We start from the raw sequence: 24771 nt of genomic DNA on the forward strand, positions 1-24771 counted from the left end.
CCATGCGTACGCCCGTACCAACGTTGATGAAATTAAAAAATCGGCTTTTGCTGAGTGCCTTAGTTAGCTGTGCGCCGATGACGGCAGCATGGGGACAGGAAAACTCGCAGTCGGCCTTAGATGCTTTATTGCGCCAAGCTGATTTTTGGCAGGAAAATCAGCGTCCTGACTTAGCGCGCCAAGCGCTTGAGCGCTATCTTGCCGGGCGGCCTGATGACCCCGAAGTGCTTTACAGGCTAGCGCGCCAAGCGGTGATAGATGACCAGCCCGATCAAGTAGCGCAGTGGGCGCAGCGATTGGAGCAGGCGTCACCTAATAGCCAGTATTTGATTGAGTTAGACCAATTGCAGCAGGGCAATCAATTAGACACAACGCAGTTGAATCGCGCCCGTCAGCTAGCACGCGCGAATCGCTATGAAGAGTCGGCATCGGCATATCGCTCTTTATTTGGTGGCGATACGCCTCCCCGCGGTCTCGCCGTTGAGTACTATCAAACACTGGCTGGTGGCACTGATGCCCAATGGCGAGAAGCGCGTGATGGCCTGCGCCAGTTTAGTGACGACTATCCTACTGATGCTCCTTTAAAGCGTGCATTGAGCGAAGTATTAACCTATCGCGAAGGTACTCGCCGTGAGGGTATTAGCCAACTGGCTCAGTTAGCGCGACAAGGCGGCTCTGAAGCCGTTGCTGCAAGAAGCGGCTGGCGGCAAGCGCTGCTGTGGTTAGAAGCCACGCCGGCTGATGAAACGCTTTATCAGGTTTATGCGCAGGTTAATCCAGACGATAACGACGTGCCCCAGCATTTTGAAGATTCAACTGCTCAGAATACACGCGCCGTAGGTTTCACAGCCTTACAGGCGGGGCAACTGGGAAGTGCCGAAGAGTCATTTCGGCAGGCGTTGGAAGAAAATCCACAAGATGCTGAGGCGAAAGGTGGATTAGGGCTCATATTGCTGCGTAGGCAGCAGTTTGCTGAAGCCAGAGGCCTACTGTCACAAGCTATGGATCAGGCGCCAGAGCGGCGAGAGCAGTGGGCCGCCGCGTATCAAAGTGCGGCCTTTTATGCTCGCTTAGGTGAGGCGCGTCGTTTAGCGGCAGCCAACAATCTTGACCAAGCACTTGGGCAAGTGCGGCCACTTACTCAGCAGAGCGGCGATGCTGGACGCGCCGCACGCTTGCTGGAAGCCGATATTTTGCGTCGTCAAAAGCGTTTAGATGCCGCAGAACAGGCTTATCGCGCCATGCTGGAAACGCGTCAAAGCGATGTTGACGCGCGAGTAGGACTCGTTCAAGTGCTTTCTGACAAAGGTGACTGGGCGGCTGCACAACAAATAGCTCAGGCGTTGCCGGAAAGCAGGCGCGCTCAGATGAGTGGGTTAGCCACGGCCCAAGTAGAAGCGCTGCGCCTTCAAGCGCGCCAACAAGATGATTTTGGCGCGGAAACTGCACTTCGAGAAGCTCTCGAGTTGGCGCCTAACAACCCATGGGCGCGCCTTGATCTAGCTCGTTTGCTGGCGGGGCAATCGCGCCCAGATGAAGCGCAGGCATTGATGACGCCCTTTCTTGCAAGTGATGCCTCGCTAGATCAGCGTTATGCCGCAGCGCTGTTTGCGTCGGAGCAGGGGCGTTGGTCGGAAACCCAGCGACTGCTGTCGAATATACCGTCAGATTCGCTAACAGTTGAGATGACGTCTCTGCAGCAACGGGCTCAGATCCAGCAGCCTCTGAATCAGGCATTAGCGCAGCTAGAGCAAGGAAATAAGTCTGCAGCGATTGCCTCACTGCAGCAACTTTATCTGCGTTCTGAAGGGGCCGGCCTTACGCCTAGCCAGGTTAGTCAAATTGCGGGGGCTTTGTCAGAAGCGGGTGCTAAAAGTGAGGCTTTACGCTGGGTAGAGCGCGATTTAGCACGTGGTATTGATGAACAAATACCCAATGATTATATCAATCATACGCTGGTGATGGCTCAGGCCGGTCGATCTGACGCTGCCCAGCAATTGCTCAATCGTTTAGCCGCTTCTCCTCAGTGGCGTGAGGATTCCAACGCCTTGGCCGCTGAGCGTGGTTTAGCCATTATTAAAGCCGATCAGTTGCGTCAGAGTGGCCGTTTAGCCAGCGCTTATGACGTGTTGGCAGAGCCGATGCAGCAGTCGCCAGATGACGAGGACTTGTTGTTGGCGATGGGGCGTTTATACGCTGAAGGTGATCGTCAAGCCCAAGCTGAGCAGATATATACCTATGTGCTCACGCGTCACCCTGAAAGTGAGCAGGCGTTGCAGGGAGCGGTGCAGACGGCACTTGCTAACAATCGCTCGCGCCAAGCAAGTCAGCTTCTGAGTCGTTATGGACCCGAGCAACAAACCCCCGATACCTTACTGCTCAGCGCCCAGGTCGCTAGGGCTAATGGCGAAAGCTTAAAAGCGCTCGCCTTACTCAGCCAAGCTCGCCAGCGGTTAAGTGGACAAGAAGACGGTGCGGCGGCCCTTGTACAGAGGCAAAACCCGTTTACCGACAGATCGCAAGGTGCGCGTGCGTCACAACGACCTAACTGGTTGCCGGGCGCTAGTCGTGAGGTCAGTTATGACATCGCAATGACTGAACCGGAAGCGTTGACGCCATCTGCCAGCCAGCAGATAGATGAGCTTTCTCGCCAGATCAGGCGTGAGAGAGCGCCAACGGTGGCCACTGAATTCGCCTTTAACCTGCGTGATGGCGAGAGCGGCCTTAGTCGACAGGACCGTGTCGAAGCCCCCGTGCGCTTTTCACTAATGCCGTTTGGAGAAGGGCGTTTTGAGATAGCCGTAACCCCAACTCAGGTAACCGCCGGCATGCCTGAAGGCGATGCTTTGCGTCGCTACGGGCGTAGCGGGCTCGCGGAAAGTGCTGCTTCTCTCAATGAATCGCTTAGCGGTGTGACTCCGATTCTGGACCAAATTCAGACTACCGTTACTAATTTCTTCACGGCCCAAAGTAATCTGGATGCTGCGGTTAATGAGCAAGAGCGGGTACGCTTGGCGGCTGTGTTAGAAGAGGCTAGGCGTTTTTACGATGCCGCCCTTGAGCGTAACCCTTTGTTTGAAGCTGGTTTGACGGTCGCAAGCCTTACCGATCAGCAGCGCGAGCTTTTCAATCAATATCTAGCAGGCAATAGTGTCGATTTTGAGGCATTAAGTTTTGACGGAGAGTCGCTGAGTGCCTTTGTCGAGAGCCGCCAGCAAATAGAAATGGCCCTCGCTGGCATTCAGAGCCGGCTGCAGTCGACGGCACAGTCAGCCAGACCATCCAGTTTACGTGACAGCGGTGCGGGGCTAGCGCTGAGCTATGAGAATGGCAGTGTCAATCTTGATATTGGCAGTACGCCCCTTGGGTTTGAAGAAACTAACCTAGTGGGTGGCATTCATTGGCAACCGGAGATCGCTGAGAATACAACGCTGAATTTCACCGCGGAACGAAGGGCTGTAAAAGATAGCGTGCTGTCATATGCGGGCGCTTACGATGCCTATAGTGGTGATACGTGGGGGGGCGTTGTACGAACCGGCGGTCGCGCAGGCATTAACTATGACACTGATGAGGGTGGCCTTTATGCGGATATTGGCACCTATCGCTACGCCGGTCATAACGTCGCTGATAACCAGTCTTACAATCTCTCTTTAGGTGGCTATGCTCGCCCGGTCAATAATGAGCGCCGCCAGTTGCAAGCCGGTGTACATGTTTCCGCCATGGCCTTCGATGATGACCTGAGCCATTTCACTTATGGCCACGGTGGCTATTTCAGCCCCCAAGATTATGTCAGCGTCGCTTTTCCTATTAACTATCGTGAGAATTTCACCGACCAGCTTACGCTGGGCGGCTATGTGGCGCCGGGCTTCCAAAGTTATAGCACCGATGACAGCGACTATTTCCCGACAGACCCAGAGGCGCAGGCACTTCTTGATGTGTTTTCTGCTCTCGGGGCTACGCCGGCATCACGCTATTCAGGAGAAAGTGAAAGTGGGATAGGGCTTTCTTTTGGCGGTGCTATGGAGTACCAAATGACCCCTGATCTTGCTCTTGGCGGACGAGTGGATTTCAACAGCTTCGGTGATTACAACGATACATCCGCTAGCATGTTTATGAACTATACCTTTGGAGATAGCGGTGAACGAGCCAGATAATCATTCCAAACACATGGAGCATTATGCTCAGCGGCATTGCAGCACCCAGTGGCGGCTTTTCCTAGAACTGGTTTTTGATGAGCTTTTCAATAGTGCAGGCAAAGAAGAGTCTTCGGGTTTCTGGCGTCACATTGGCAGCCGTATGGCAATAGAAATGCCTATGGGCGAGTGCGCTACCTTAGAAAGCCTTGAGAAGGCCATTAATGAGGCATTAGATCTACTAGATTGGGGATATGCCAGCATCATTGCTGAGCATCAAAAAATGCGGATTTGCCATTCTGCATGCCCTATCCCAGGCGACTCACAAGAGCGTATCGACATCGGTTTGCTAGCAATGTCTGCCTTGTTAGAAGGATTGTATAAAGGGTGGCTAAGCCAGCAGGGTGGGGACATGGAGGTGCCTATTACCTGCATTAGCCGTAATGCTGAACAACGTGAATGCACCTTTCTTTATGGACGTTAGCCGTTTTTGATAGTGGAACTGCGCATTTAAGGGATAACTCATTATGCTGCGTCGGCTTATGTTAAGCACTGGGCTTATTATTTGTATGTTGGCGGGTGCTTGTGCAGCTCAGGCAGATACGCCTTGGAGCGCATATAAAGAACGCTTCATCAACGCCAATGGGCGGGTCATTGACACCGGCAATAATAATATCAGCCACTCGGAGGGACAGGGGTGGGGCATGATGCTTGCTCAACATCATAATGATCAAGAAACGTTTGATCAGCTTTGGCAATGGACTCGTCGGCACTTGAGTCGGCCAGATGTCTCTCTCTTCTCGTGGCGTTACGATCCCCGCGATAAGCCTGCGGTGCGTGACCTTAACAATGCGACGGATGGCGATTTATTTATCGCCTGGGCGCTGTATCTGGCCGCAGAACGCTGGAACAACGCTAATTACGCGAGTGCCTCTCGAAGTATTCGCCGCGCGGTATTAGAAAACCTGACTTCTGAGATTGCGGGTTACCAAGTGCTTCTGCCCGCTATACAAGGATTTCGACGTGATCAAGAGGTCGACATCAACCTTTCTTACTGGTTTTTACCGGCACTAAGAGATTTTGCTGACATTGAACCTGAACAACCCTGGCAGCGCCTGATTGATGACGGCGTTGCCGTGCTGGATGAGGCACGCTTTGGTGCTTATCTATTACCCACTGATTGGGTGGTTATTAATCAACAAGGCGAGGTTGCCCCGGCATCCAACTGGGCGCCTAGGTTTAGCTTTGACGCTGTGCGTATTCCGCTCTATTTTGCCTGGGGTGGACGCGATGAAGCGCGCGCCATCGGCAGTATAACTGCTTTTTGGAATGACCCTGCGCATCAACCTCCGTCAGCATGGGCCGATGTAGTGAGTGACGAGCGTGCAGAATACCCAATTTCGCGCGGCGTGGATGCGATTAGAGCCTATGCGAGCGGCGAAAAACTACCCAGCGCAACGCCCCAATCAGAAGACGATTATTTTTCAGCGACGCTTTTGCTTTTGGCGCATATGGCTGAGGACATGCGTTAGAATTTAGGACAGATGGGCATCGACTGAGGATTCTTCAAGAAGTGACTCAAGCTCAGGCCATACATTGTCTAAAATAATCGGCTGTGCTTCAGCAGTAGGATGAATACCGTCACTTTGCATCAGCTGTGCATCCAAGGCGATGTCTTCAAGTAAGAAGGGCACTAGCGCCACATCGTACTCCTCCGCCAATGAGTGAAATACGCCCGTAAACGCATCGCGGTACGCTTGGCCATAGTTCGGCGGAATATCAATGCCCAGCAGCAGCACCTGCGCCCCGGCTTCTTGACTCTGCTCAATCATGCTGGCTAGATTTGCCTGCATTTGATTAGGTGCCAAGCCACGCAAGCCGTCATTACCGCCCAGTTCAAGTAGAACAATATCCGGCTGTCGTTGTCCGATTATGTCAGTGAATCTTTGTAGCCCTCCAGACGTTGTTTCACCGCTAATGCTGGCATTGATAACCTGTGCTTTGTCGTCTAGGCGCTCGGCCAGTAAGCTCACCCAGCCTTCTTCACGCTCAATGCCGTAAGCGGCGCTTAGGCTGTCGCCCATTACCAGTAGGGTGGGGCGCGTGTCTTCACTGACAGGTTCTGCGTTGACTGAGGTTGAGGTCCAGGCGGCTACCAGTACTAGCACCCATACGGTTACCATACGGTTCAGCCCACACCAAGCTTTAGGGATGCCATGCTTCATGCCTTACTCCTCTGATCAAACTGAAAACTCAGCTGCACACGCCTCGTCAACGACCGAACACTCAAATGGTGCCCGCCGCCCTCTTACAGACACCCCTGCGGCGCATAACGTTCCTCATGGCGTTGCCGGACACCCCGTTCTACATGCCGACAGGCTCTCGAAAAAAGTCACCAGCGGAGAGCGCTCGCTGACTATTTTACACGACCTGTCGCTAAGCGTAGAAGCGGGTGAAAGCGTTGCGATTTTAGGCAAAAGCGGTGCGGGTAAATCAACGTTGTTGGGGCTGTTGGCGGGTCTGGATACACCCAGTGATGGTGAGCTTATGCTGTTCGGTCAAGCGCTCAGCCGATTAGATGAGGATGGCCGTGCGGCACTACGGGCGGGGCGAGTGGGTTTCGTGTTTCAAAATTTTCAGTTATTACCTACGTTGAGTGCGCTGGAAAACGTCATGCTGCCATTGGAGCTTTCCCCCCGTGCCGGCGAAACACAAACCGCGACTAAGTGGTTAGCGCGCGTGGGGCTTGGCGAGCGCGTCGATCATCTCCCTAAGCAGCTGTCTGGCGGCGAGCAGCAGCGGGTGGCGGTGGCTCGCGCTTTCGTCACTGACCCTGAGCTGGTGTTTGCCGATGAACCAACCGGCAATCTTGACCCGGATACCGGCGCTCAAGTTATTGATCTGCTTTTTACCTTGAACCGTGAAGCGGGCACTACGCTCATTTTGGTTACCCATGATCACGCTCTGGCCCGTCGCTGTGACCGCTGTCTGCGCCTGGATCAAGGCAAATTAGAACCTTTTGTGCCAGTAGCCGCCTCGGTAGATGAGGGGACGCAATGAGCGATGTGAATTGGCGCTTAGCGATGCGCAGTCTTAAACGAGACCTTCGCGCTGCCGACGTGCGCGCTCTGTTTATCGCTCTGGTACTGGCCGTTGCGGCATCGACGATGATCGCTTTCTTTTTGGACCGTTTAGAACGTGGCTTGGAACGTCAGGCAAGCCAAATGCTGGGCGGCGACTTAGTGTTAGAGCAGCGCGATCCTTTTTCCGAAGAGCTGCGGGCCACTCTGGAAAATGCCGGCTTTACGTTAAGTGACCAGGTTGATCTCGTTTCCATGATTAGCCGCGGCGAGCGCTTTCAACCCGCGAGCCTCAAAGCTGTCGATGATGTTTATCCTCATTACGGCGTATCACACGTAGATTTTGGCGATGGCACTGAGGAGGTTGCATCAGGCCCCGCGCCCGGCGAAGCATGGGCTGACCCGCGGCTAATGCAGTTAGTCGAGATACAGCTCGGTGATCAAGTGCAGGTAGGCCAAACCGAGCTTACCGTGACGGGTATTGTAGAGCGTGAGGCAGACCAGTCCGCTGGATTTAGCAACTTTAACCCGCGCTTAATGATGAACACCGCGGATGTTGAAGCGACTGGCCTAATCCAGCCTGGCTCACGCATAGAGTTTGAAATATTAGCGGCAGGCTCGTCAGCGGCACTAGAGCGGGTTCAAGGCCTGCTGGCGGAACTCCGCCGCGGCGGCGTCGAGGTTCGCGACGTGCGAGTCGATCGACCTCAGTTGGGGAACGCTTTACAGCGCGCTGAACGCTATCTAGGGCTTGCCGGGCTAGCCGCCGTACTGTTGGCTGGCGTGGCTGTCGCAATGTCGACCCGGCGCTACGTCGAGCGTCACTTAGACACCGCCGCGCTGCTGCGCTGCTTTGGCGCCAGTCAGCGCCAGTTAGTATCAATTTTTACTCTTCAACTACTCGGGCTAGCCCTGGTCGCAGCGGTGATTGGAGCGCTGCTTGGGCTTGTTGGACAAGCCGTTTTACTCCGGTTGCTGGTGAGCTTTTTGCCCATGACGCTCCCGCCACCGGGACTGATGCCGCTAGGGCTGGGCGTTTTCACAGCGCTTGCTGTGTTAGTCGGGTTTGCTGGGCCAACCTTGCTGCGTATTAAGCAAGTTAGCGCGTTGAAGGTGCTGCGCCGCGAGCTCGATCCGTTGCCACCTTCTGCATGGCTGGTGGTGGGGGTGGCGGGCATTGTGTTTGGCGGGTTGCTATGGCTTTACTCGGGCAGCCTGGTGCTAGCGATTGCGCTATTAATCGGCGGGGCGATGCTGCTCGGTTTACTGTGGCTGATTAGCGCCTTTTTACTCAGCGCTTTGTTGCGTGGTGTCCAACGAGTAACGGGAAACAGTGAGTGGTCGCAGGCGCTACGTTTAGGCGGTCGTCAGTTGGCTCGCAGGCGCCAGGCAGGACTGGGTCAGCTGCTAGCATTTTCGGTGACTTTCTTTGCGATGGCGATGATTGTATTAGTGCGCGGTGATCTGTTGAGCACCTGGCAAGATCAGCTGCCTGAAAATACCCCTAATTATTTCGCGATCAACATTCAGCCGTCCGAGCGAGATCCTTTTGAAGCGGTCGTTTCACCGCGTGTAGAAACTCAAAGCACCCTGTACCCAATGGTACGCGGTCGCGTTATTGCTATTAATGATCAGCCCCCAGAGGATGCCGTGCCGCAGGATGCGCGTGGCGATGGCTCGCTACGCCGTGAGTTAAACCTCACCTGGCAAGCAGAGCTGCCCGATGGTAACGAGTTAGTCGCCGGAGAATGGTTTTCAACAGTGCAAGCAAGCGACGCAAGCCAGGGGTGGATGAGTGCAGTTGAGGCAACGCCGCAAGCAACCCCTGTGCCTATTTCGATGGAAGATGGGCTGGCTGAAAGGTTAGGCCTAGGCATTGGCGACGAGATCACCTTCTCAGTCGGTAGCGACGAGATAGCGACACAGATTACCAGCCTGCGTAGCCTTCACTGGGACAGCTTTCAGCCTAATTTTTTCGTTATCTTTCCGCCGGGCGTGCTGGAGCAATTTGGCCACAGCTACATTACGGCCTTTCATTTGCCTGAAGCGGAAAGTGGCCTGATTAGAGAGCTGATTACCGATTTCCCCGGTGTGTCGTTGCTCAATGTGGATGCCATCTTAGGCCAAGTGCGCGACGTGCTTAGCCAAGTGACGCGTGCTGTGGAGTTGGTGCTTGCGCTGGTACTCTTAGCCGGGGTTAGCGTGCTTTATGCGGCGTTAACCGCAAGCCTTCCTGTGCGCGCCCATGAAAGCGGTTTGTTGCGTGTCTTTGGGGCAGGCAGCCGGATGATTTCACGCGTGCAGGGAGCCGAGTATGCGCTGCTAGGCTTTGCCAGTGGTTTGATGGGGGCGGTATTGGCAGAGTTTGCCACGGCAGCACTGTATATTTACTGGCTAGATCTCACGCCAACCTTCCACCTAGGGCTATGGCTATTATTGCCACTCGGCGGGGCTGTGCTGATTGGCGTGATCGGCCACGCGCTATCACGTGGCTTGCGTCGCCAAGCCCCAGCGGCCAGCTTAGGGCTTCTCGGGGAGGCGTAGCGGTATCGCTGCGTATTAGCGTGCGAGCCAAAAGCCGACCACGGCGGCGCTGATAACAGCAATGAGAAAGACAAGATTACGGGCGCGAGTATCGCGGCGTGGTTTCATGGCAACACCAAAATAAGCGTGGAGAGAAAAGCAGCAAAAGTATTACGCCGGGCATGGTACCGTTTGTTGCCCGCGTCGTCATCTTGACTGCCTTCACGCAGCGTTATTGGCCCAGGACTTTTAGCTTATGTACCACTCTGATCTAACGGCTTCCCGCGTTTTTGCGCCGCAGCCGCTTTTGCTTGCCGAAGGCCGCCTTGCCGCGCTGAGCTGGGGGCGCTCGGATGCTCCCACGTGGCTGGCGCTGCACGGCTGGTTAGATAACGCAGCCAGTTTTTCACGCTTGGCACCGCTGCTAGTTGAGGCGCTAGGTATTCGCATTGTAGCGGTGGATTTTCGGGGGCATGGGCACTCTTCACATGTGCCTGAAGGCGTCGATTATGCATTGTGGGACTATTGTCACGACGTGCTCGATGTCATGGACACGCTCGGATTAGAGCAAGCCAGCTTGCTGGCCCACTCAATGGGCGCGGCAGTGGCATGTCTAGTGGCCGCGGCGTTGCCTGAGCGGGTAGTGCGCTTAACCTTGATTGACGGATTAGGCGCGCTCAATACACCGCTGGAGGAGACCGCCAGCCAACTGCGCAAAGGATTGGCAGCTTATCGACGGCCGCGTTCTCGGGCCCCACGCTATGCGGATATAGAAAGCGCGATCGCTGCGCGTGTGGCGGGCGGTGTGACGCCGCTAGATAGTATAACGGCCGCGCCGCTTGTGGAGCGCAATACGCAGCCTACCGCCGATGGCCATGTGCAAATGCGTACTGACGGCCGTCTACTGAAGCCATCGCTGGTGCGTTTTACGCCGGAGCAAGTGCTGTCATTGCTGGCAGATATTAATGCTCCGGTTCTCTTGATTGAAGGCGATAGCGGCATTCTGGGTCAACGTGAGTGGGCCGCTCAAGCGCGGCAGGCAGTCAAAGATTTACACCGCCACGTGCTCATTGGCGGCCATCATTTGCACCTGGAGCCTCGTGCAGTGGCGCAAGTCGCGACGATTATTGGCGGTCACTGGGACAAGACCGATAATCGCTAAGGAAGGACGTTAGCATGAATGAATTGGCTCACTTGGCCAGTGGCAACAAAGTTGCCTTGGTGCTGGGTAGCGGCGGTGCGCGTGGCTACGCGCATATTGGTGTTATTGAAGCATTAGAAGCCCGTGGTTTTGAGATTATTGCCGTGTCTGGTTGCTCAATGGGCGCGCTGATCGGCGGTATTTACGCCGCGGGTAAGCTGCCGGAGTACCGCGAGTGGGTATGTAACCTGGATTACTTTGATGTGCTCAAACTGGTTGATGTGACGTGGAGCCCTATGGGCGCGATGCGTGCCAGCAAAGTGATGAGTAAACTAGAAGCGCTGGTAGGCGACATTTTGATGGAAGATTTGTCGATTCCGGTGACAACCGTGGCGACTGACTTAGTGCGCCAACGCGAGGTGTGGTTTCAAAAGGGCTCTCTTTTGCGCGCTATTCGCGCGTCTATCGCAGTGCCCGGTGTTATTACCCCTGTTCATCTTGGTGAGCAAGTCTTGGTCGACGGCGGGCTGCTCAACCCTTTACCCATTATGCCCGTGGTCGCTGCCCATCAGGCGGATTTTGTCGTGGCGGTTAACGTCACCGCGCACAGCCCGCTACCGGTTACATTAGAGGAACTGCTTCCCAAAGAAGAAGAGGCCACCGATAGCCGCAGTGAAAATGAGCGCGAGCGTGACCAAAGTATGGGTAAGTGGATTGGCGATGTTCGTGCGGCGACGCGTAAACTTTGGGGTGGGCTGGGTGCCAACGGGGATGAAGAGCCTGATGAGACCACGGAAGCCCGCGGTAAGCGTGAGTGGAGCAAGCTAGATATGATTTTGGAGTCGTTTGATATTACCCAGGCGGCGCTGGCTAAATATAAAGTGGCGGGTTACCCACCCGATGTGCTGATTGAAATACCCAAGACCGTCTGTAGCACCTATGAATTTCATCGCGGTAGAGATTTGATCCGCTTAGGTCGTCACTTGGCGGATCAGGCGTTAGAGCGGCGAATGCCAAGCATTGCTTCGGATGCCGCTGAGTAGCGGCTAAAGGCCACGTTTACGTAGCAGGATATACACGGCGCCGGTGCCACCATCGACGGGCACCGCCGAACAGAATGCCAGCACCCCCGGCCATTCGCGCAGCCATGTATTGGTGTGGCTTTTGAGTACGGGGAAATCAGACGTGGTGCCCCATGCTTTGCCGTGCACCACGAGTACGCAGCGCAGCCCTTGGCTGGCTGAATCGCGTAGAAAACTCTCAAGCTCCGTACGCGCCTCTTCTAGCGTATAGCCATGTAAATCCAACCCCGACTGCCACGCGGTTTGGCCGCGTTTTAGCTGGCTGAAGGTACGTAGCGGCAGGTCAACAACGCTGAACTCCAGATATTCAGACGGGCGTACGGCCTCCACGCGGCCATCCGACGTGCGCCCGCTGACCTGCTTAGCATCGCTTTGCACCGCCGCGTGGCGGCGCGCCTCATGTGCCTTTCCATCTTGTTTAGGTTTGCCTGGATCGGCCTGATTGGTCGCGATACGGCGTACGCCCGCCTCTGTTAACGCTTCACGGAAGGCACTGATATCATCATCATTGGGAAGGTGGCGGCGTCGCGTCATGGCAGGCTCAGGTATGAAAAATAGGTGTCAAAACGGTAAGTCAGCGTAAAGAGGCACAGTATAGCGGGCTGAGCGTTGCTGTGAACCTGGCGGCGTGAAAGGTACAATCTTTTATTCGTCATGTGGATAAAGCGTTATCAGGCATGGCCTGGCTGCATTCAAGATTATCGTTAACCCAGGAGTCGCTGTGACCACGCATCTCAACGCTGAGCATTCTCACTCAACCCTTTCCCTGCCAGAGTCGGCGCTGGTGAGCGAACTCTTCACACTACGTGACTATTTACGCTGGGTATCCAGCGAGTTTTATCTGGCCGGTTTGCATTATGGCCATGGTACCGACTCCGCCTGGGACGAGGCCGTTGCGCTTTGTTTGGGCGCTTTGCATCTGCCGTGGAGCGTTGACCCCGGGGTATTAGAGGCGCGACTGCTGCCCATTGAGCGCCTGCGTATCATTGGCTTAGCGCGCGAACGTATTACCACGCGTCGGCCGCTGCCCTATTTGCTGGGTGAAAGTTTTTTTGCCGGCCATCCGTTTCACGTTGATGAGCGCGTGCTGATTCCACGTTCACCGATTGCCGAACTCATTGAAGATGGCTTTGCGGCTTGGTTTCCAGAAGAGCCTCCCGCTAAGGTGCTAGACCTATGCACGGGCTCTGGGTGTATTGGTATTGCCACGGCGCTGTATTTGCCCACCTGCGAAGTAGCGCTGGCGGATATTAGCCAAGATGCCTTAGCCGTGTCGCGGCAAAATATTACCCGCCACGATGTGGGCAATCGCGTGCGCGCGCTGGAGTCGGATGTCTTTAATAGCCTGGAAGGCCAGCGCTTTGATTTGATTGTCTCTAACCCGCCCTACGTGGATGCGCGTGATCTTGCGTTGATGCCCGCTGAGTTCCGCCATGAGCCGTCATTGGCACTGGGTGCCGGTAGTGACGGTTTGGATATTGTGCGGCGTATACTGCGTGAAGCGCGGCAACATTTGACCGATGAGGGCTGGCTGATCGTTGAGGTTGGTAACTCAGATTGCCATGTGAAAGCAGCATTTCCGGATGTTCCTTTTTTGTGGCTTGAATTCGAGCGTGGCGGCCAGGGCGTGTTTGTCCTGAGCGCCGCTGAACTCGACGCCCATGCGGCGTCTTTCGTGTAAGGAATTAACGGCCATGTCTGGCAATACGTTTGGCAAATTATTCAGTGTCACAACCTTTGGTGAAAGCCACGGCACCGCGCTTGGCGCAATCGTTGATGGCTGCCCGCCAGGGCTTCCGCTTTGCGAGGCGGACCTGCAGCACGACTTGGATCGCCGCAGGCCGGGAAGCTCGCGACATACGACCCAGCGCAAAGAGCCGGATCAGGTGCGGATTCTGTCAGGCGTTTTTGAAGGTAAAACGACCGGCACGTCGATTGGTTTACTGATTGAAAACACCGATCAGCGATCTAACGATTACTCGAAAATTAAAGATCAGTTCCGGCCCGCGCATGCGGACTACACCTATCATCATAAATATGGCCACCGAGACTATCGGGGCGGCGGGCGCTCCAGCGCACGAGAAACTGCTATGCGGGTAGCCGCTGGGGCCATCGCCAAGAAATATTTGGCGGCTCAAGGTGTACAGATTCGTGGCTATATGAGTCAGCTAGGGCCGATCAAAATTGACTTCAAACAGTGGGAATCGGTAGCGCAAAATGCTTTTTTCTGCCCTGACCCGGAGCGCGTAGCCGAGCTTGAAGCCTATATGGATCAACTGCGGCGTGATCAAGACTCAGTGGGCGCTGAAATTACCGTGATTGCTGAAGGTGTTCCCGTGGGGCTGGGTGAGCCGGTATTTGACCGCCTGGACGCTGAGCTTGCGCATGGCCTGATGAGTATCAATGCTGTAAAGGGCATTGAAATCGGTGCAGGCTTTGGGTGTATTGCCCAGCGCGGCAGCGAACATCGCGATGAGATGACGCCCGAAGGGTTTCTGTCTAATCATGCAGGCGGCGTGCTTGGCGGTATTTCCAGCGGCCAACCAATCGTTGCGCGGTTGGCGCTAAAACCGACGTCGAGCATTACCACCCCGGGCCGCTCTATTGATGTGCATGGTCAAGCGGTCGACGTGATCACAAAAGGGCGACACGACCCCTGCGTGGGTATTCGCGCGACGCCTATTGCTGAAGCGATGATGGCCATAACGCTGTTGGACCACTGGTTGCGCCAGCGAGGCCAAAATGGTGACGTTAGCGTTGATACACCACGTTTAAAGCAGCTTTAAAGTCCCGGTGAAGTTGGCTTATCGCTGCTACACTCAGACAAAACCCCGGTGTCGGTGAAATTAGTATCGAAAAAGTGAGTGCCGGTAAAACTTGGCAGGAGCCGCCTATGAAGATTAACGTTGAGTTTGATCTTACCCCTGATGAGTTTCGCCAATCACTGGGGCTGCCTGATGTAGAGGAATTCCAAAAGCATCTGCTAGAAAATATTCAGCGGCAAATGGAATCCGGTGTTGAAGGCTATGACCCTATGAGCCTTATGCGGCCTTTCTTACAACAGCCGATGATGCAGCAAGGGCTTTCAGAAGGACTCTCCAAGGGGCTTTCCCAAGGTTTAGCGAACTTCGGCACCTACCAGCAAATGATGCTGGATATGCTGCGTCAAGCGGGTAATGCTGCTGGGTCTGATGATTCTTCTACTGCGGATGAAGAGGCCAGCCCAGGTGCATCGCGTAAAGACACATCGTCGGCAGGAGCGCCGGACTCAGGCAGTTCAAGCGCGAAGGGCGCGAAGGCGAAAACAACCGCTTCTTCGCGATCTCGAGCGAAAGGTTAGAAGGTAAGGATACTTTCTAGAGTAGTTTGCAACCCCGTATGTCAGCGGCTACTCGTTTTTGCAGTGCGTTTTTGCAGTGCGTTTTTCAGTGCAGCAATGCTACGTCACCATGAGTCACTCCAGGCGTTTTACATGTGTAGCCTAAGGCTCATGCCAGGGATCCATCGAGAGGAGCAGACACTATGCAAGATAATATGACGGACGCCTTTAACGCCCAAACGCGTCAAATGTTTGAGCCTATGCGCAAAATCAATTCGCTGATGCTCAACAATATGGAAAAAATGACCCAGTATCAGTTGGAAGCAATGCAACGCTATAGCCAAATGGGCACCGAGCGTATGCGCAGCGCTACTGAAATCAAAGATGCCGAAGGCCTGCGCGATTTTAGTACTAAGCAAGCAGAAATGATGAACGAAGTGTCCCAGCAGATGCAGGAAGACGCGCGGGCAATGAGCGAGATGAGCCAGCAGTTCAAATCTGAAGTGGAGAAGATGTTTAGCGAAGCCGGGCAGCAAATGTCCGGGCAAGCCAAGGCTGCGACTAAAGGCGCGCAATCGGCCAAAGCCTCTAGTCAGGCGTCGCGTAAAAGCTGAGTGAGATCACCATCGCGGCGCCTTAGGGCGCCGCGATGCTTTTATCATCCTGATTTATGGCCTCGCCGGTCGACAGCGTTTGGTGCGCCTGAGAGTAGGCGTAGGGAGAGTAAGTATGCAGTCAGCGTGGCAGAATCCGTTTCAGGCTATATCTCTAAAACTCTCTGAAGGGCTTTCTCAAGCGGAAGCCGATGCTTGGACTATCCAGCTTAGCGATATTAGCGACCAGTATCAGGGACTGATGCAGGACTTACTTTCCCGTATTGCACCCAGCGAAGCTGCCGACTCTATCTATGCCGATATGCGTGAAAGCTTTGAGGCTGGGGCGCAGTCGCTGATGCAAAATCCTACTCTGTTGCTTGAAACCCAAACACGTTTACTACAAGACCAGTGGCTGTTGTGTCAGCAGGCGATGCGAGGCATGGCCGGCGAACAAGTCTCACCACTGATAACCCCTGCGAAAAATGATCGTCGCTTTAAAGACAGTGCGTGGACCCACGAGCCGTATTACATGGCGATCATGCAGCAGTATTTACTGTTTTCGCAGGTCGTTGAAGAGCTGGTTGAAAGCTTGGGCGGCTTGGATGAAACCCATAAGCGCAACTTGATGTTTTACGCGCGCCAGTTGGTGAACGCGATGGCGCCGACGAATTTTATGACCACTAATCCCGAGGTCATGCGTAAAACGCTGGAAACGCGCGGCCAGAACTTGGTTGATGGCTTAGCGAGTTTACGTGAAGATTTGGCCAACTCCGCCGAGGGAATCAATGTCCGCATGACGGACCGCGGCGCTTTTGGTGTGGGTCACAACATTGCAGTGACGCCTGGTGCGGTGGTGTATGAAAATGAATTAATCCAATTAATTCAGTACACCCCAACCACAGAGAAAACGTTTAAAACGCCGCTGCTGATGGTGCCACCGTGGATCAATAAGTATTACATTCTTGATCTGCGTGACGATAACTCCATGGTCAAGTGGCTAGTAGGGCAAGGGCATACAGTGTTCTTGATTTCCTGGCGTAATCCTGGCCCTGAGCAGCGTGATATCACGTGGGCCGACTATATGCAGATGGGGCCCATTAGTGCGATGGATGCCATTGAGCAGGCTTGTGGCGAGAAGTCGGTGAACCTACTTAGCTATTGTGTTGGCGGTACGCTAACGGCTTCAACGGTGGCTTACCTTACGAGTACTCGGCGTGGGCGGAAAGTGAAGTCGGTGACCTATATGGCAACGCTGCAGGACTTTCGCGATCCTGGCGATATCGGCGTCTTTCTCAACGAGCGTGTGGTTGAAGGTATTGAGCAAACGCTGCAGCTGAAAGGCTACTTGGACGGCCGTTCAATGGCCTATACCTTTAATTTACTGCGTGAAAATGATTTGTTTTGGTCGTTCTACATCAGTAACTATTTGAAGGGTGAAACGCCTGCCGCTTTTGATCTGCTTTACTGGAATACCGATGGCACCAATTTGGCTGCAGGTACCCATGCATGGTACTTGCGTCATATGTATTTGGAGAACCGCTTGGTTGAACCAAACGGCATTGAATTAGATGGCGTGAAGATTGATCTGCGCAAAATATCAACGCCCAGCTATTTTGTATCGACTAAAGAAGACCATATCGCTAAATGGAACAGCACCTACTACGGGGCATTGCTGCCCAAGGGGCCGGCAACCTTTGTGCTCGGCGGTTCAGGGCATATTGCGGGTATTGTTAATCCGCCCAGTAAGAACAAGTATGGATACTGGACCAACGATGCATTGCCGGAAAACCATGAAGCGTGGCTGGAAAGCGCTAGTGAGCATGAGGGCTCATGGTGGCCTCATTGGCAGGCGTGGATGACTGACAATGGCTATGCCGACAGCGAGAAAATGGTACCTGTGCGCCAACCTGGCGATGGCGCACTTTCCATCATCGAGCCGGCACCAGGGCGCTATGTCAAGATGACCATTCCTGAGGTGCTAGGAGAAATACCGACGACGCCGTAACTGCTGCTGACGATCATAAGAAAGCCCGCTGACGTTGAGCTGACCCTCAACAGTAGTTCAACCCAGCGGGCTTTTTTTGGATTTCTCAATCGTTAATTACGAATGAGATAGTCAAACGCGCCGAGCGATGCTTTAGCGCCTTCACCCATGGCAATAATGATTTGCTTGTAGGGCACGGTGGTAACATCGCCAGCGGCGAAGACGCCGGGTACCGACGTCATGCCGTGTGCATCGACGATGATCTCCCCGCGTGGCGTCATTTCAATCGGCGAGCCTTTAAGCCATTCGGTATTGGGCACCAGTCCAATTTGTACAAAAATACCTTCCAACGCGATGGATTTGCTTTCATCGTTGGTACGATCTTTGTAGATCAAACCGTTGACCCGGCTGCCGTCGCCAGTGACTTCAGTACTCTGTGCATTAAGAATAATATCGACGTTGGTCAGGCTCTTAAGCTTTTTCTGCAGCACTGCATCGGCGCGCATCTCGCCCATAAACTCGATCAGTGTCACGTGGCCGACGATTCCCGCTAAGTCGATAGCGGCTTCAACGCCAGAGTTGCCGCCGCCAATAACGGCAACGCGTTTGCCTTTGAACAGCGGGCCATCGCAGTGAGGGCAGTAGGCAACGCCTTTGTTACGGTACTGCTGCTCGCCGGGAACGTTCATTTCGCGCCAACGAGCACCGGTCGCGAGCACGAGCGTTTTACTCTTAAGTGTCGCGCCGGAATCAAACGACACTTCATGCAGGCCGCCTTGAGCCTCAGCTGCTTTAAAGCTAGTGGCGAGCTGCAGATTCATGATATCGACTTCATAATCTTTTACGTGCTCTTCAAGCGCGCTGACAAGCTTAGGGCCTTCGGTATGCGAAACGGAGATGAAGTTTTCAATCCCCATGGTATCGGCCACCTGACCGCCAAAGCGTCCCGCGGCTATGCCGGTGTTAATGCCTTTACGGGCTGAATAGATCGCTGCCGCCGCACCCGCGGGGCCACCGCCAATCACGAGCGTGTCAAAGGCCGCTTTTTCGCTGAGCTTTTTGGCATCGCGCTCAGCCGCGCCGGTGTCGACCTTGGCTAAAATCTGCTCAAGCGTCATGCGGCCCTGATCAAACGGCTTGCCGTTCAAATACACGCTCGGCACCGACATGATTTCACGAGACTCAACTTCATCCTGAAACAGCGCGCCGTCAATCGCAACGTGACGGACGTTGGGATTAAAGATGGCCATGAGATTAAGCGCCTGAACAACGTCTGGGCAGTTCTGGCAGGAAAGTGAGTAATAGGTCTCAAACAGCATTTCGCCGTCGAGTGCCCTGATTTGATCCAGCAGTTTGTCAGAGGTTTTAGGCGGATGGCCGCCTACTTGCAGCAGCGCGAGAACCAGCGAGGTAAATTCGTGGCCCATCGGGATGCCTGCGAAAACTACGCCGGTGTCTTCGCCTGGGCGGTTAATTGCAAACGACGGCGTGCGGGCATCTTGTCCGTCGCTGTGCAGAGTAATCTTATCGCTTAGGCTGCTGATATCTTGCAGCAGACCCAGCAGTTCTTGTGACTTGGCACCGTCATCGAGGGACGCAACGATCTCGAACGGCTGAGTCACTTTCTCCAGATACGTTTTCAACTGGGATTTTAAATTGGCGTCCAGCATGACAGTAGCTTCCTCGCAGTACTCTGAGTAAAAACAGAACACCCGGGCAGGACCCGGGTGCTGAGGTATCACTAGCCGCCAAAGCTATGCTTGGCGGCCGGTTAGATCGATAGGCGGTTTAGATTTTGCCTACCAGATCCAAAGAAGGCGCCAGCGTTTCTTCGCCTTCTTTCCATTTAGCCGGGCAAACTTCGTTCGGGTTAGCGCGAACGTACTGAGCCGCTTTCACTTTACGCAGTAGCTCTTCAGCATTACGGCCGATGTTGCCAGCATTGATTTCGACAATCTGGATTTTGCCGTCAGGATCGACAACAAAGGTACCGCGCTCGGCAAGACCAGCGTCTTCGATCAGGACTTCAAAGTTGCGTGAAATGCGCAGCGTCGGATCAGCGATCATGGGGTACTGCAGCTTGCCGATGGTGTCAGAGCTGTCGTGCCATGCTTTGTGCGTGAAGTGGGTATCAGTAGAAACACTGTAGATTTCAACGCCCAGTTTTTTAAACTCAGCGTAGTGATCGGCTAGGTCACCAAGCTCAGTTGGGCATACAAAGGTGAAATCAGCTGGGTAGAAGAAAAAGATAGACCACTGACCTTGTATGTCGGTTTCAGTAACATCGACAAATTCACCGTTAACATAAGCTGTTGCTTTAAATGGCTTAACTTCAGTGTTGATTAAAGACATTCGGGTAATCTCCGTGATTGATGAACAAAGGGTTAAGAAGTGATGATAATACTAAGGGCTAACGGATAATGAATAAAATTAAGAATAGCCATTCGTTTGATAGTATTTAGCTATTGGCGGGCTGGCCGGCGTCGCCGCACTGCTGTTAAGTGGGGCCGATGGTGCGGAATACAAGAATTTTTCACATTGTCTTGCGATAGGGGCTCACGCACCGCAAAATTCGCACGGCTAGTATGATGGCCTACGCTGTTTGAGTGGCAGACAGCTCGCCACCGGGAATACGTGGCACAATAATCGCTTAGAACCGTGTTGAAAAGATCGCGTAGCTAGATATAGATAATAGGAGCAGTAATATGGGGAACATTCACAAACTTTCCGCGGCCGTTGCGGCTATTTCGTTCGCCGCAGCGGCTAGCACTACCTACGCCAATGAGGTGCGGGTGTTTAACTGGTCAGATTACATTGCTCCGGAAACGCTTGAAAAATTTACTGAGCGCACCGGCATTGACGTGACCTATGATGTTTACGATAGCAACGAAACGCTTGATGCCGCCTTGCTTGCCGGCCGTTCTGGCTATGATGTGGTCGTGCCTTCTAGCCAATATTTCACGCGTCAGTTGAGTGCGGGCGTTTATCAGCCCCTTGACCATGAGTTGTTGAGCAACCTTGGCAACCTTGATCCAGATTTGATGGCTAATCTGGAACACATCGACGGAACGAATGAGTATGCAGTCCCTTATATGTGGGGAACCAACGGTATCGGCTATAACGCCGATCGTATCGAAGAAATTCTTGGCGAAGACGCCCCTGTCGACAGCTGGGCGCTTCTGTTTGATCCAGAAATTACCGGTGCGCTGAGCGCTGCGGGCTGCGGTATCTCGCTAATGGATTCTGGTATAGAAATGCTGCCAGCAGCGCTGTCCTACCTGGGGCTCGACCCACAAAGTAATGATAGCGACGATCTAGAAGCCGCAGGTGAGGTGATAACCGGCATTCGCGACGACATTACCTACTTTCATTCCTCACGTTACATTGCCGATCTAGCGAATGGCGATATTTGCGTTGCGGCCGGTTATTCGGGCGATATCTTTCAGGCCGCCGAGCGCGCACAAGAGGCGGGGCGTGATTTCACTGTCGCTTATAGCATTCCCAAGGAAGGCTCTGAGCTGTGGTTTGACATGATGGCGATCCCTGCTGACGCACCCAATGCTGAGAACGCGCACGCATTTATCAATTTTATTCTTGACCCCGAGATAGCGGCTGAAATTACTGAATACGTTCGCTACGCCAATCCAAACTTGGCGGCGAATGACTATCTCTCTGACGAGATCATTAATGATCCTGCTATCTACCCGGAAGCCGAGGTGTTACAGAATTCATTTGTACCCTTGGAAAAGCCGCAAAACGTTCAGCGCGTCCTGACACGCACCTGGAATCGCGTTAAATCAGGGCATTAATAATTGCATCGTCTGGCGGCGAGACAAGCATCGTGCTTGTCTCGCTGTTTGTCTTTAAACGCTCGGGTTTTCGGGCTTTTTGATGGGAGTGGCGAATGGTCACTACGCCCCTGTCGAACGAGGCTTCATCCACGCCACCTATCAGCACGACTGCACCACGCGCCCAGGGCAAGACCCCGCGGTTTGCTGAAGATGTTGTGCTGGAAGTCAAACGCTTAAGCAAGCGATTTGATGATGCGCTGGCGGTGGATGATGTCAACTTGCAGGTTAAGCGCGGCGAAATTTTCGCGCTACTAGGTGGTTCCGGGTCGGGTAAATCTACTCTGCTGCGAATGCTCGCGGGGTTTGAGACACCTACCGAAGGCCGCATTTTATTAGACGGTGACAATATCACCGCGATGCCGCCGCATAAGCGGCCTATTAACATGATGTTTCAGTCTTATGCACTGTTTCCGCATATGACGGTAGCGCAAAACATCGCTTTTGGTTTGAAGCAGGACAAACTTTCTAAAGCGGATATTGATGTCCGCGTAGCGCAAATGCTCAAGCTGGTGCATATGGAGCGCTTTGCCAAGCGCAAGCCACACCATTTGTCGGGCGGTCAGCGTCAGCGAGTGGCGTTGGCGCGCTCGCTGGCTAAGCGGCCCAAAATTTTATTGCTAGATGAGCCCATGGGCGCACTGGATAAAAAGCTGCGCACTGAGATGCAGCTAGAGGTCGTCGAGATCATCGAGCAGGTAGGCGTTACCTGCATTATGGTGACTCACGATCAAGAAGAGGCGATGACCATGGCGGATCGCGTAGCGATTATGGCCGATGGTTGGATTGAGCAAGTGGGCTCTCCGGTGGATATTTATGAAAGTCCGGTTAGCCGCATGGTGGCTGAGTTCGTCGGCACGGTGAATGTCTTTGAAGGCGAGATCATCGAAGATGCCGCTGATCATTGCCGAATTACTGCCCCCGCGCTCGAGCGGCCTATTTATATCGACCATGGTATTACCACCCAGGCGATGGACCGGCGAGTGTGGGTTGCACTGCGCCCTGAAAAAATTTGGTTAACGCGTGAAAAGCCTACGACGGAATATAACTGGGCAGAAGGTAGGGTTGACGATATTGCTTACCTAGGTGGGTTCTCGCTGTATTACGTGCGCACACCTTCCGGCCAGATGATTAAGGTCAGTATGGCTAATACCGAGCGTCGTGGTGATCGGCCTACCTGGGAAGACCGCGTGTATGTCTACTGGGAAGACCACAGTATCATTGTGTTGAACCGTTAGATGGGTGCACTTTTTACTGCGAGGAAATTGCCTTAAATGAAGCCATCTCGTTCTTCAGCGCTGCTCAAACGCTGGCAGCTGGGGCGTCGGGCGGTGATTGCGTTGCCGCTAGTTTGGTTGGCACTGTTTTTCTTGCTGCCTTTTGCGCTGGTGCTCAAAATCAGTCTTTCCGACGCGGCGGTAGCCATTCCACCTTATGGCCCGTTACTGGAATATGCTGATCAAACCCTGCATGTATTTCTGAATGTGGGCAATTATATTTTTCTGCTCTCCGATTCGCTGTATATCGCTGCTTATTGGGGCTCAGTAAAAACCGCTTTTATATCCACTGCCGCCTGCTTGCTGATTGGCTATCCGATGGCCTATGCAATGTCGCGGGCGCCAGCACGCTGGCAACTGCTTTTATTGCTGCTTGTGATGCTACCGTCATGGACCTCATTTTTGATTCGCGTCTATGCCTGGATGGGTATTTTAAGTAACAGCGGTCTCATTAATAATTTGCTGATGGGACTTGGGCTCATAGAATCGCCATTGCGCATGATGAATACCCAGTTTGCGGTCACTATCGGCATTGTGTATGCCTACCTGCCGTTTATGGTGTTGCCACTGTATGCCCATCTCACGCGGATGGATAACTCGCTGCTTGAAGCCGCCGCCGACCTTGGTTCGCGTAAGCTGAATACCTTCATCAAAGTGACCCTGCCGCTTTCGATGGGCGGTATTGTGGCAGGCTCAATGCTGGTGTTTATACCGGCAGTAGGGGAGTTTGTCATTCCTGAGCTGCTTGGCGGCCCCGATACGTTAATGATTGGTAAGGTGCTTTGGGAGGAGTTTTTCCTTAATCGTGATTGGCCTGTCGCTTCGGCGTTAGCCATTGTCATGTTATTGCTGCTGTTGGTGCCAATCGTCTGGTTCCATCGCTATCAGTCGCGCGAACTTGAATAGTGGATGTTTGAATAATGAGTGATGAATAATGAGTTATCAAGAATGAGGTTTGTGCGGCGAATTAATTTTTCGACGGTCATGTTAGTGCTTGGGCTGCTGTTTCTTTATCTGCCGATGGTGGTGCTGGTTGTCTATTCATTTAATGAATCCAAGCTAGTCACGGTATGGTCTGGCTTTTCAACGAAATGGTATGGCGAGCTGTTCCGGGACCAGCAGATTTTATCGGCCGTGTGGACAAGCCTGAAAATCGCCTTTTTCGCGGCGAGCATGGCGGTTTGCCTGGGCACCGTAGCGGCCTTTGTAATGACGCGCTATGGGCACTTTAGAGGTAAAACGGCGCTTTCCAGTATGGTCACCGCGCCTCTGGTCATGCCGGAAGTGATTACCGGCCTGTCGTTGCTGTTGCTGTTCGTGCAAATGGCGCAGATTACCGGGTGGCCTGCCGATCGGGGTATGGCGACTATCTGGATTGCCCATACGACCTTTTGCAGTGCCTATGTGGCAGTAGTGGTCGCTGCTCGGCTGCGAGAAGTGGATCGTTCAATTGAAGAAGCCGCCATGGATTTAGGCTCACCGCCGTTGAAAACGTTTTTTTTCATCACGCTGCCGATTATTTCGCCAGCGCTGGCTGCAGGCTGGCTATTGGCCTTTACGCTGTCGCTCGATGATTTGGTAATTGCCAGCTTTGTCTCGGGCCCTGGGGCAAACACGCTACCGATGGTGGTGTTTTCATCGGTGCGTCTAGGCGTGTCGCCGAAGATTAACGCGCTGGCGACGCTGATTATTTTGGTAGTGTCGCTTGCGACCTTATTAGCGTGGTTCTTTATGCGGCGCAGTGAAACTAAACGCAAACTGGCCGTTAAGCAGGGCGATACGGCTTAG

The 24771-nt window shown here is 53.7% G+C and carries 20 protein-coding genes; 16 read left to right on the forward strand and 4 right to left on the reverse strand.

Going from position 1 to position 24771, the window contains the following annotated elements:
* Nucleotides 1-2 precede the first annotated feature (2 nt).
* Genes ACT3TF_RS02770 through ACT3TF_RS02780 form a run of 3 tightly spaced genes read left to right on the forward strand, consistent with a single transcriptional unit; the run spans nucleotide 3 to nucleotide 5665 of the window.
* Complete coding sequence (locus ACT3TF_RS02770) at nucleotides 3-4154, forward strand: cellulose synthase subunit BcsC-related outer membrane protein (RefSeq protein ID WP_444671529.1); 4152 nt, start codon at nucleotides 3-5, stop codon at nucleotides 4152-4154.
* The gene (gene bcsD / locus ACT3TF_RS02775) at nucleotides 4138-4617 is read left to right on the forward strand and encodes a cellulose biosynthesis protein BcsD (RefSeq protein ID WP_441685806.1); all 480 of its coding nucleotides are present in this window, start codon (nucleotides 4138-4140) and stop codon (nucleotides 4615-4617) included. The genes ACT3TF_RS02770 and bcsD overlap by 17 nt, the downstream gene beginning before the upstream one ends.
* Nucleotides 4618-4660: 43 nt before the next feature.
* Nucleotides 4661-5665, forward strand: a complete 1005-nt coding sequence (locus tag ACT3TF_RS02780; protein ID WP_444671530.1) for a glycosyl hydrolase family 8 — start codon at nucleotides 4661-4663, stop codon at nucleotides 5663-5665.
* A gap of 3 nt (nucleotides 5666-5668) precedes the next feature.
* Here the strand turns inward: ACT3TF_RS02780 and ACT3TF_RS02785 are convergent, their stop codons facing one another.
* The gene (locus ACT3TF_RS02785; RefSeq protein ID WP_444625350.1) at nucleotides 5669-6358 is read right to left on the reverse strand and encodes an arylesterase; all 690 of its coding nucleotides are present in this window, start codon (nucleotides 6356-6358) and stop codon (nucleotides 5669-5671) included.
* On the opposite strand from ACT3TF_RS02785, the gene ACT3TF_RS02790 reads away from it, so the two are divergent.
* The 4 genes from ACT3TF_RS02790 to ACT3TF_RS02805 all read left to right on the forward strand — a co-directional run bounded on the left by ACT3TF_RS02790 (nucleotide 6357) and on the right by ACT3TF_RS02805 (nucleotide 11920).
* The gene (locus ACT3TF_RS02790) at nucleotides 6357-7193 is read left to right on the forward strand and encodes an ABC transporter ATP-binding protein (RefSeq protein WP_444625351.1); all 837 of its coding nucleotides are present in this window, start codon (nucleotides 6357-6359) and stop codon (nucleotides 7191-7193) included. The two genes, ACT3TF_RS02785 and ACT3TF_RS02790, sit on opposite strands and share 2 nt — an antisense overlap.
* A complete protein-coding gene (locus ACT3TF_RS02795) occupies nucleotides 7190-9757 on the forward strand; it encodes an ABC transporter permease (protein ID WP_444671531.1) in 2568 nt (855 codons plus the stop codon). The genes ACT3TF_RS02790 and ACT3TF_RS02795 overlap by 4 nt, the downstream gene beginning before the upstream one ends.
* Before the next feature lie 235 nt (nucleotides 9758-9992).
* Entirely contained in the window at nucleotides 9993-10898 is a 906-nt protein-coding gene (locus ACT3TF_RS02800; RefSeq protein WP_096279038.1) for an alpha/beta fold hydrolase, read from the forward strand.
* Nucleotides 10899-10912: 14 nt separating this feature from the next.
* Nucleotides 10913-11920 carry a patatin-like phospholipase family protein gene (locus ACT3TF_RS02805; RefSeq protein ID WP_096279040.1) on the forward strand — a complete coding sequence of 336 codons (1008 nt, stop codon included), beginning with the start codon at nucleotides 10913-10915 and terminating at the stop codon, nucleotides 11918-11920.
* Between the two features lie 3 nt (nucleotides 11921-11923).
* Here the strand turns inward: ACT3TF_RS02805 and ACT3TF_RS02810 are convergent, their stop codons facing one another.
* Complete coding sequence (locus ACT3TF_RS02810) at nucleotides 11924-12493, reverse strand: Smr/MutS family protein (protein ID WP_444671532.1); 570 nt, start codon at nucleotides 12491-12493, stop codon at nucleotides 11924-11926.
* A 187-nt stretch (nucleotides 12494-12680) separates the two neighbouring features.
* Here ACT3TF_RS02810 and prmB point away from each other — a divergent pair, with 187 nt between their 5' ends.
* The 5 genes from prmB (at nucleotide 12681) to phaC (ending at nucleotide 17879) form a co-directional block, all read left to right on the forward strand.
* Nucleotides 12681-13640: a 50S ribosomal protein L3 N(5)-glutamine methyltransferase gene (prmB, locus tag ACT3TF_RS02815; RefSeq protein WP_096279044.1), complete on the forward strand. Its 960-nt coding sequence runs from the start codon at nucleotides 12681-12683 to the stop codon at nucleotides 13638-13640.
* A gap of 13 nt (nucleotides 13641-13653) precedes the next feature.
* Nucleotides 13654-14745 carry a chorismate synthase gene (gene aroC, locus ACT3TF_RS02820; protein ID WP_441685792.1) on the forward strand — a complete coding sequence of 364 codons (1092 nt, stop codon included), beginning with the start codon at nucleotides 13654-13656 and terminating at the stop codon, nucleotides 14743-14745.
* A gap of 107 nt (nucleotides 14746-14852) precedes the next feature.
* The gene (locus tag ACT3TF_RS02825) at nucleotides 14853-15299 is read left to right on the forward strand and encodes a hypothetical protein (protein ID WP_444671533.1); all 447 of its coding nucleotides are present in this window, start codon (nucleotides 14853-14855) and stop codon (nucleotides 15297-15299) included.
* 182 nt (nucleotides 15300-15481) lie between these two features.
* Nucleotides 15482-15892 (forward strand): phasin family protein, encoded by a 411-nt coding sequence (locus ACT3TF_RS02830; protein ID WP_096279051.1) that lies wholly within the window; start codon nucleotides 15482-15484, stop codon nucleotides 15890-15892.
* A gap of 115 nt (nucleotides 15893-16007) precedes the next feature.
* Nucleotides 16008-17879 carry a class I poly(R)-hydroxyalkanoic acid synthase gene (phaC, locus tag ACT3TF_RS02835; protein ID WP_444671534.1) on the forward strand — a complete coding sequence of 624 codons (1872 nt, stop codon included), beginning with the start codon at nucleotides 16008-16010 and terminating at the stop codon, nucleotides 17877-17879.
* Between the two features lie 92 nt (nucleotides 17880-17971).
* Here phaC and ahpF read toward each other — a convergent pair whose 3' ends face one another.
* Both ahpF and ahpC read right to left on the reverse strand, forming a co-directional pair.
* Nucleotides 17972-19528, reverse strand: a complete 1557-nt coding sequence (ahpF, locus tag ACT3TF_RS02840) for an alkyl hydroperoxide reductase subunit F (RefSeq protein ID WP_192536056.1) — start codon at nucleotides 19526-19528, stop codon at nucleotides 17972-17974.
* A gap of 118 nt (nucleotides 19529-19646) precedes the next feature.
* The gene (gene ahpC, locus ACT3TF_RS02845; protein ID WP_096279057.1) at nucleotides 19647-20210 is read right to left on the reverse strand and encodes an alkyl hydroperoxide reductase subunit C; all 564 of its coding nucleotides are present in this window, start codon (nucleotides 20208-20210) and stop codon (nucleotides 19647-19649) included.
* Between the two features lie 353 nt (nucleotides 20211-20563).
* On the opposite strand from ahpC, the gene ACT3TF_RS02850 reads away from it, so the two are divergent.
* The 4 genes from ACT3TF_RS02850 (at nucleotide 20564) to ACT3TF_RS02865 (ending at nucleotide 24771) form a co-directional block, all read left to right on the forward strand.
* On the forward strand, nucleotides 20564-21667 hold the full coding sequence (locus tag ACT3TF_RS02850; RefSeq protein ID WP_444671535.1) for a polyamine ABC transporter substrate-binding protein: 1104 nt from the start codon (nucleotides 20564-20566) through the stop codon (nucleotides 21665-21667).
* A gap of 95 nt (nucleotides 21668-21762) precedes the next feature.
* Nucleotides 21763-22944 (forward strand): ABC transporter ATP-binding protein, encoded by a 1182-nt coding sequence (locus ACT3TF_RS02855; RefSeq protein WP_444671536.1) that lies wholly within the window; start codon nucleotides 21763-21765, stop codon nucleotides 22942-22944.
* Between the two features lie 36 nt (nucleotides 22945-22980).
* Nucleotides 22981-23889 (forward strand): ABC transporter permease subunit, encoded by a 909-nt coding sequence (locus ACT3TF_RS02860; protein WP_096279063.1) that lies wholly within the window; start codon nucleotides 22981-22983, stop codon nucleotides 23887-23889.
* 42 nt (nucleotides 23890-23931) lie between these two features.
* On the forward strand, nucleotides 23932-24771 hold the full coding sequence (locus ACT3TF_RS02865) for an ABC transporter permease subunit (protein ID WP_096279065.1): 840 nt from the start codon (nucleotides 23932-23934) through the stop codon (nucleotides 24769-24771).

The organism is Halomonas sp. AOP25-F1-15 (genome assembly GCF_052378675.1).
In the GTDB taxonomy this organism is placed as follows: domain Bacteria; phylum Pseudomonadota; class Gammaproteobacteria; order Pseudomonadales; family Halomonadaceae; genus Vreelandella; species Vreelandella casei.

Excerpts from the sequence above, each read along its gene's own strand:
- ACT3TF_RS02795 (WP_444671531.1), top strand. The coding sequence starts at position 7,190 with ATGAGCGATGTGAATTGGCGCTTAGCGATGCGCAGTCTTAAACGAGAC.
- ACT3TF_RS02785 (WP_444625350.1), bottom strand. The coding sequence starts at position 6,358 with ATGAAGCATGGCATCCCTAAAGCTTGGTGTGGGCTGAACCGTATGGTA.
- ACT3TF_RS02865 (WP_096279065.1), top strand. The coding sequence starts at position 23,932 with ATGAGGTTTGTGCGGCGAATTAATTTTTCGACGGTCATGTTAGTGCTT.
- ACT3TF_RS02810 (WP_444671532.1), bottom strand. The coding sequence starts at position 12,493 with ATGACGCGACGCCGCCACCTTCCCAATGATGATGATATCAGTGCCTTC.
- ACT3TF_RS02830 (WP_096279051.1), top strand. The coding sequence starts at position 15,482 with ATGCAAGATAATATGACGGACGCCTTTAACGCCCAAACGCGTCAAATG.
- ACT3TF_RS02850 (WP_444671535.1), top strand. The coding sequence starts at position 20,564 with ATGGGGAACATTCACAAACTTTCCGCGGCCGTTGCGGCTATTTCGTTC.
- ACT3TF_RS02780 (WP_444671530.1), top strand. The coding sequence starts at position 4,661 with ATGCTGCGTCGGCTTATGTTAAGCACTGGGCTTATTATTTGTATGTTG.
- phaC (WP_444671534.1), top strand. The coding sequence starts at position 16,008 with ATGCAGTCAGCGTGGCAGAATCCGTTTCAGGCTATATCTCTAAAACTC.
- ACT3TF_RS02860 (WP_096279063.1), top strand. The coding sequence starts at position 22,981 with ATGAAGCCATCTCGTTCTTCAGCGCTGCTCAAACGCTGGCAGCTGGGG.
- ACT3TF_RS02805 (WP_096279040.1), top strand. The coding sequence starts at position 10,913 with ATGAATGAATTGGCTCACTTGGCCAGTGGCAACAAAGTTGCCTTGGTG.
- ACT3TF_RS02855 (WP_444671536.1), top strand. The coding sequence starts at position 21,763 with ATGGTCACTACGCCCCTGTCGAACGAGGCTTCATCCACGCCACCTATC.
- ACT3TF_RS02800 (WP_096279038.1), top strand. The coding sequence starts at position 9,993 with ATGTACCACTCTGATCTAACGGCTTCCCGCGTTTTTGCGCCGCAGCCG.
- ACT3TF_RS02790 (WP_444625351.1), top strand. The coding sequence starts at position 6,357 with ATGCCTTACTCCTCTGATCAAACTGAAAACTCAGCTGCACACGCCTCG.
- ahpC (WP_096279057.1), bottom strand. The coding sequence starts at position 20,210 with ATGTCTTTAATCAACACTGAAGTTAAGCCATTTAAAGCAACAGCTTAT.
- ahpF (WP_192536056.1), bottom strand. The coding sequence starts at position 19,528 with ATGCTGGACGCCAATTTAAAATCCCAGTTGAAAACGTATCTGGAGAAA.
- ACT3TF_RS02825 (WP_444671533.1), top strand. The coding sequence starts at position 14,853 with ATGAAGATTAACGTTGAGTTTGATCTTACCCCTGATGAGTTTCGCCAA.
- ACT3TF_RS02770 (WP_444671529.1), top strand. The coding sequence starts at position 3 with ATGCGTACGCCCGTACCAACGTTGATGAAATTAAAAAATCGGCTTTTG.
- aroC (WP_441685792.1), top strand. The coding sequence starts at position 13,654 with ATGTCTGGCAATACGTTTGGCAAATTATTCAGTGTCACAACCTTTGGT.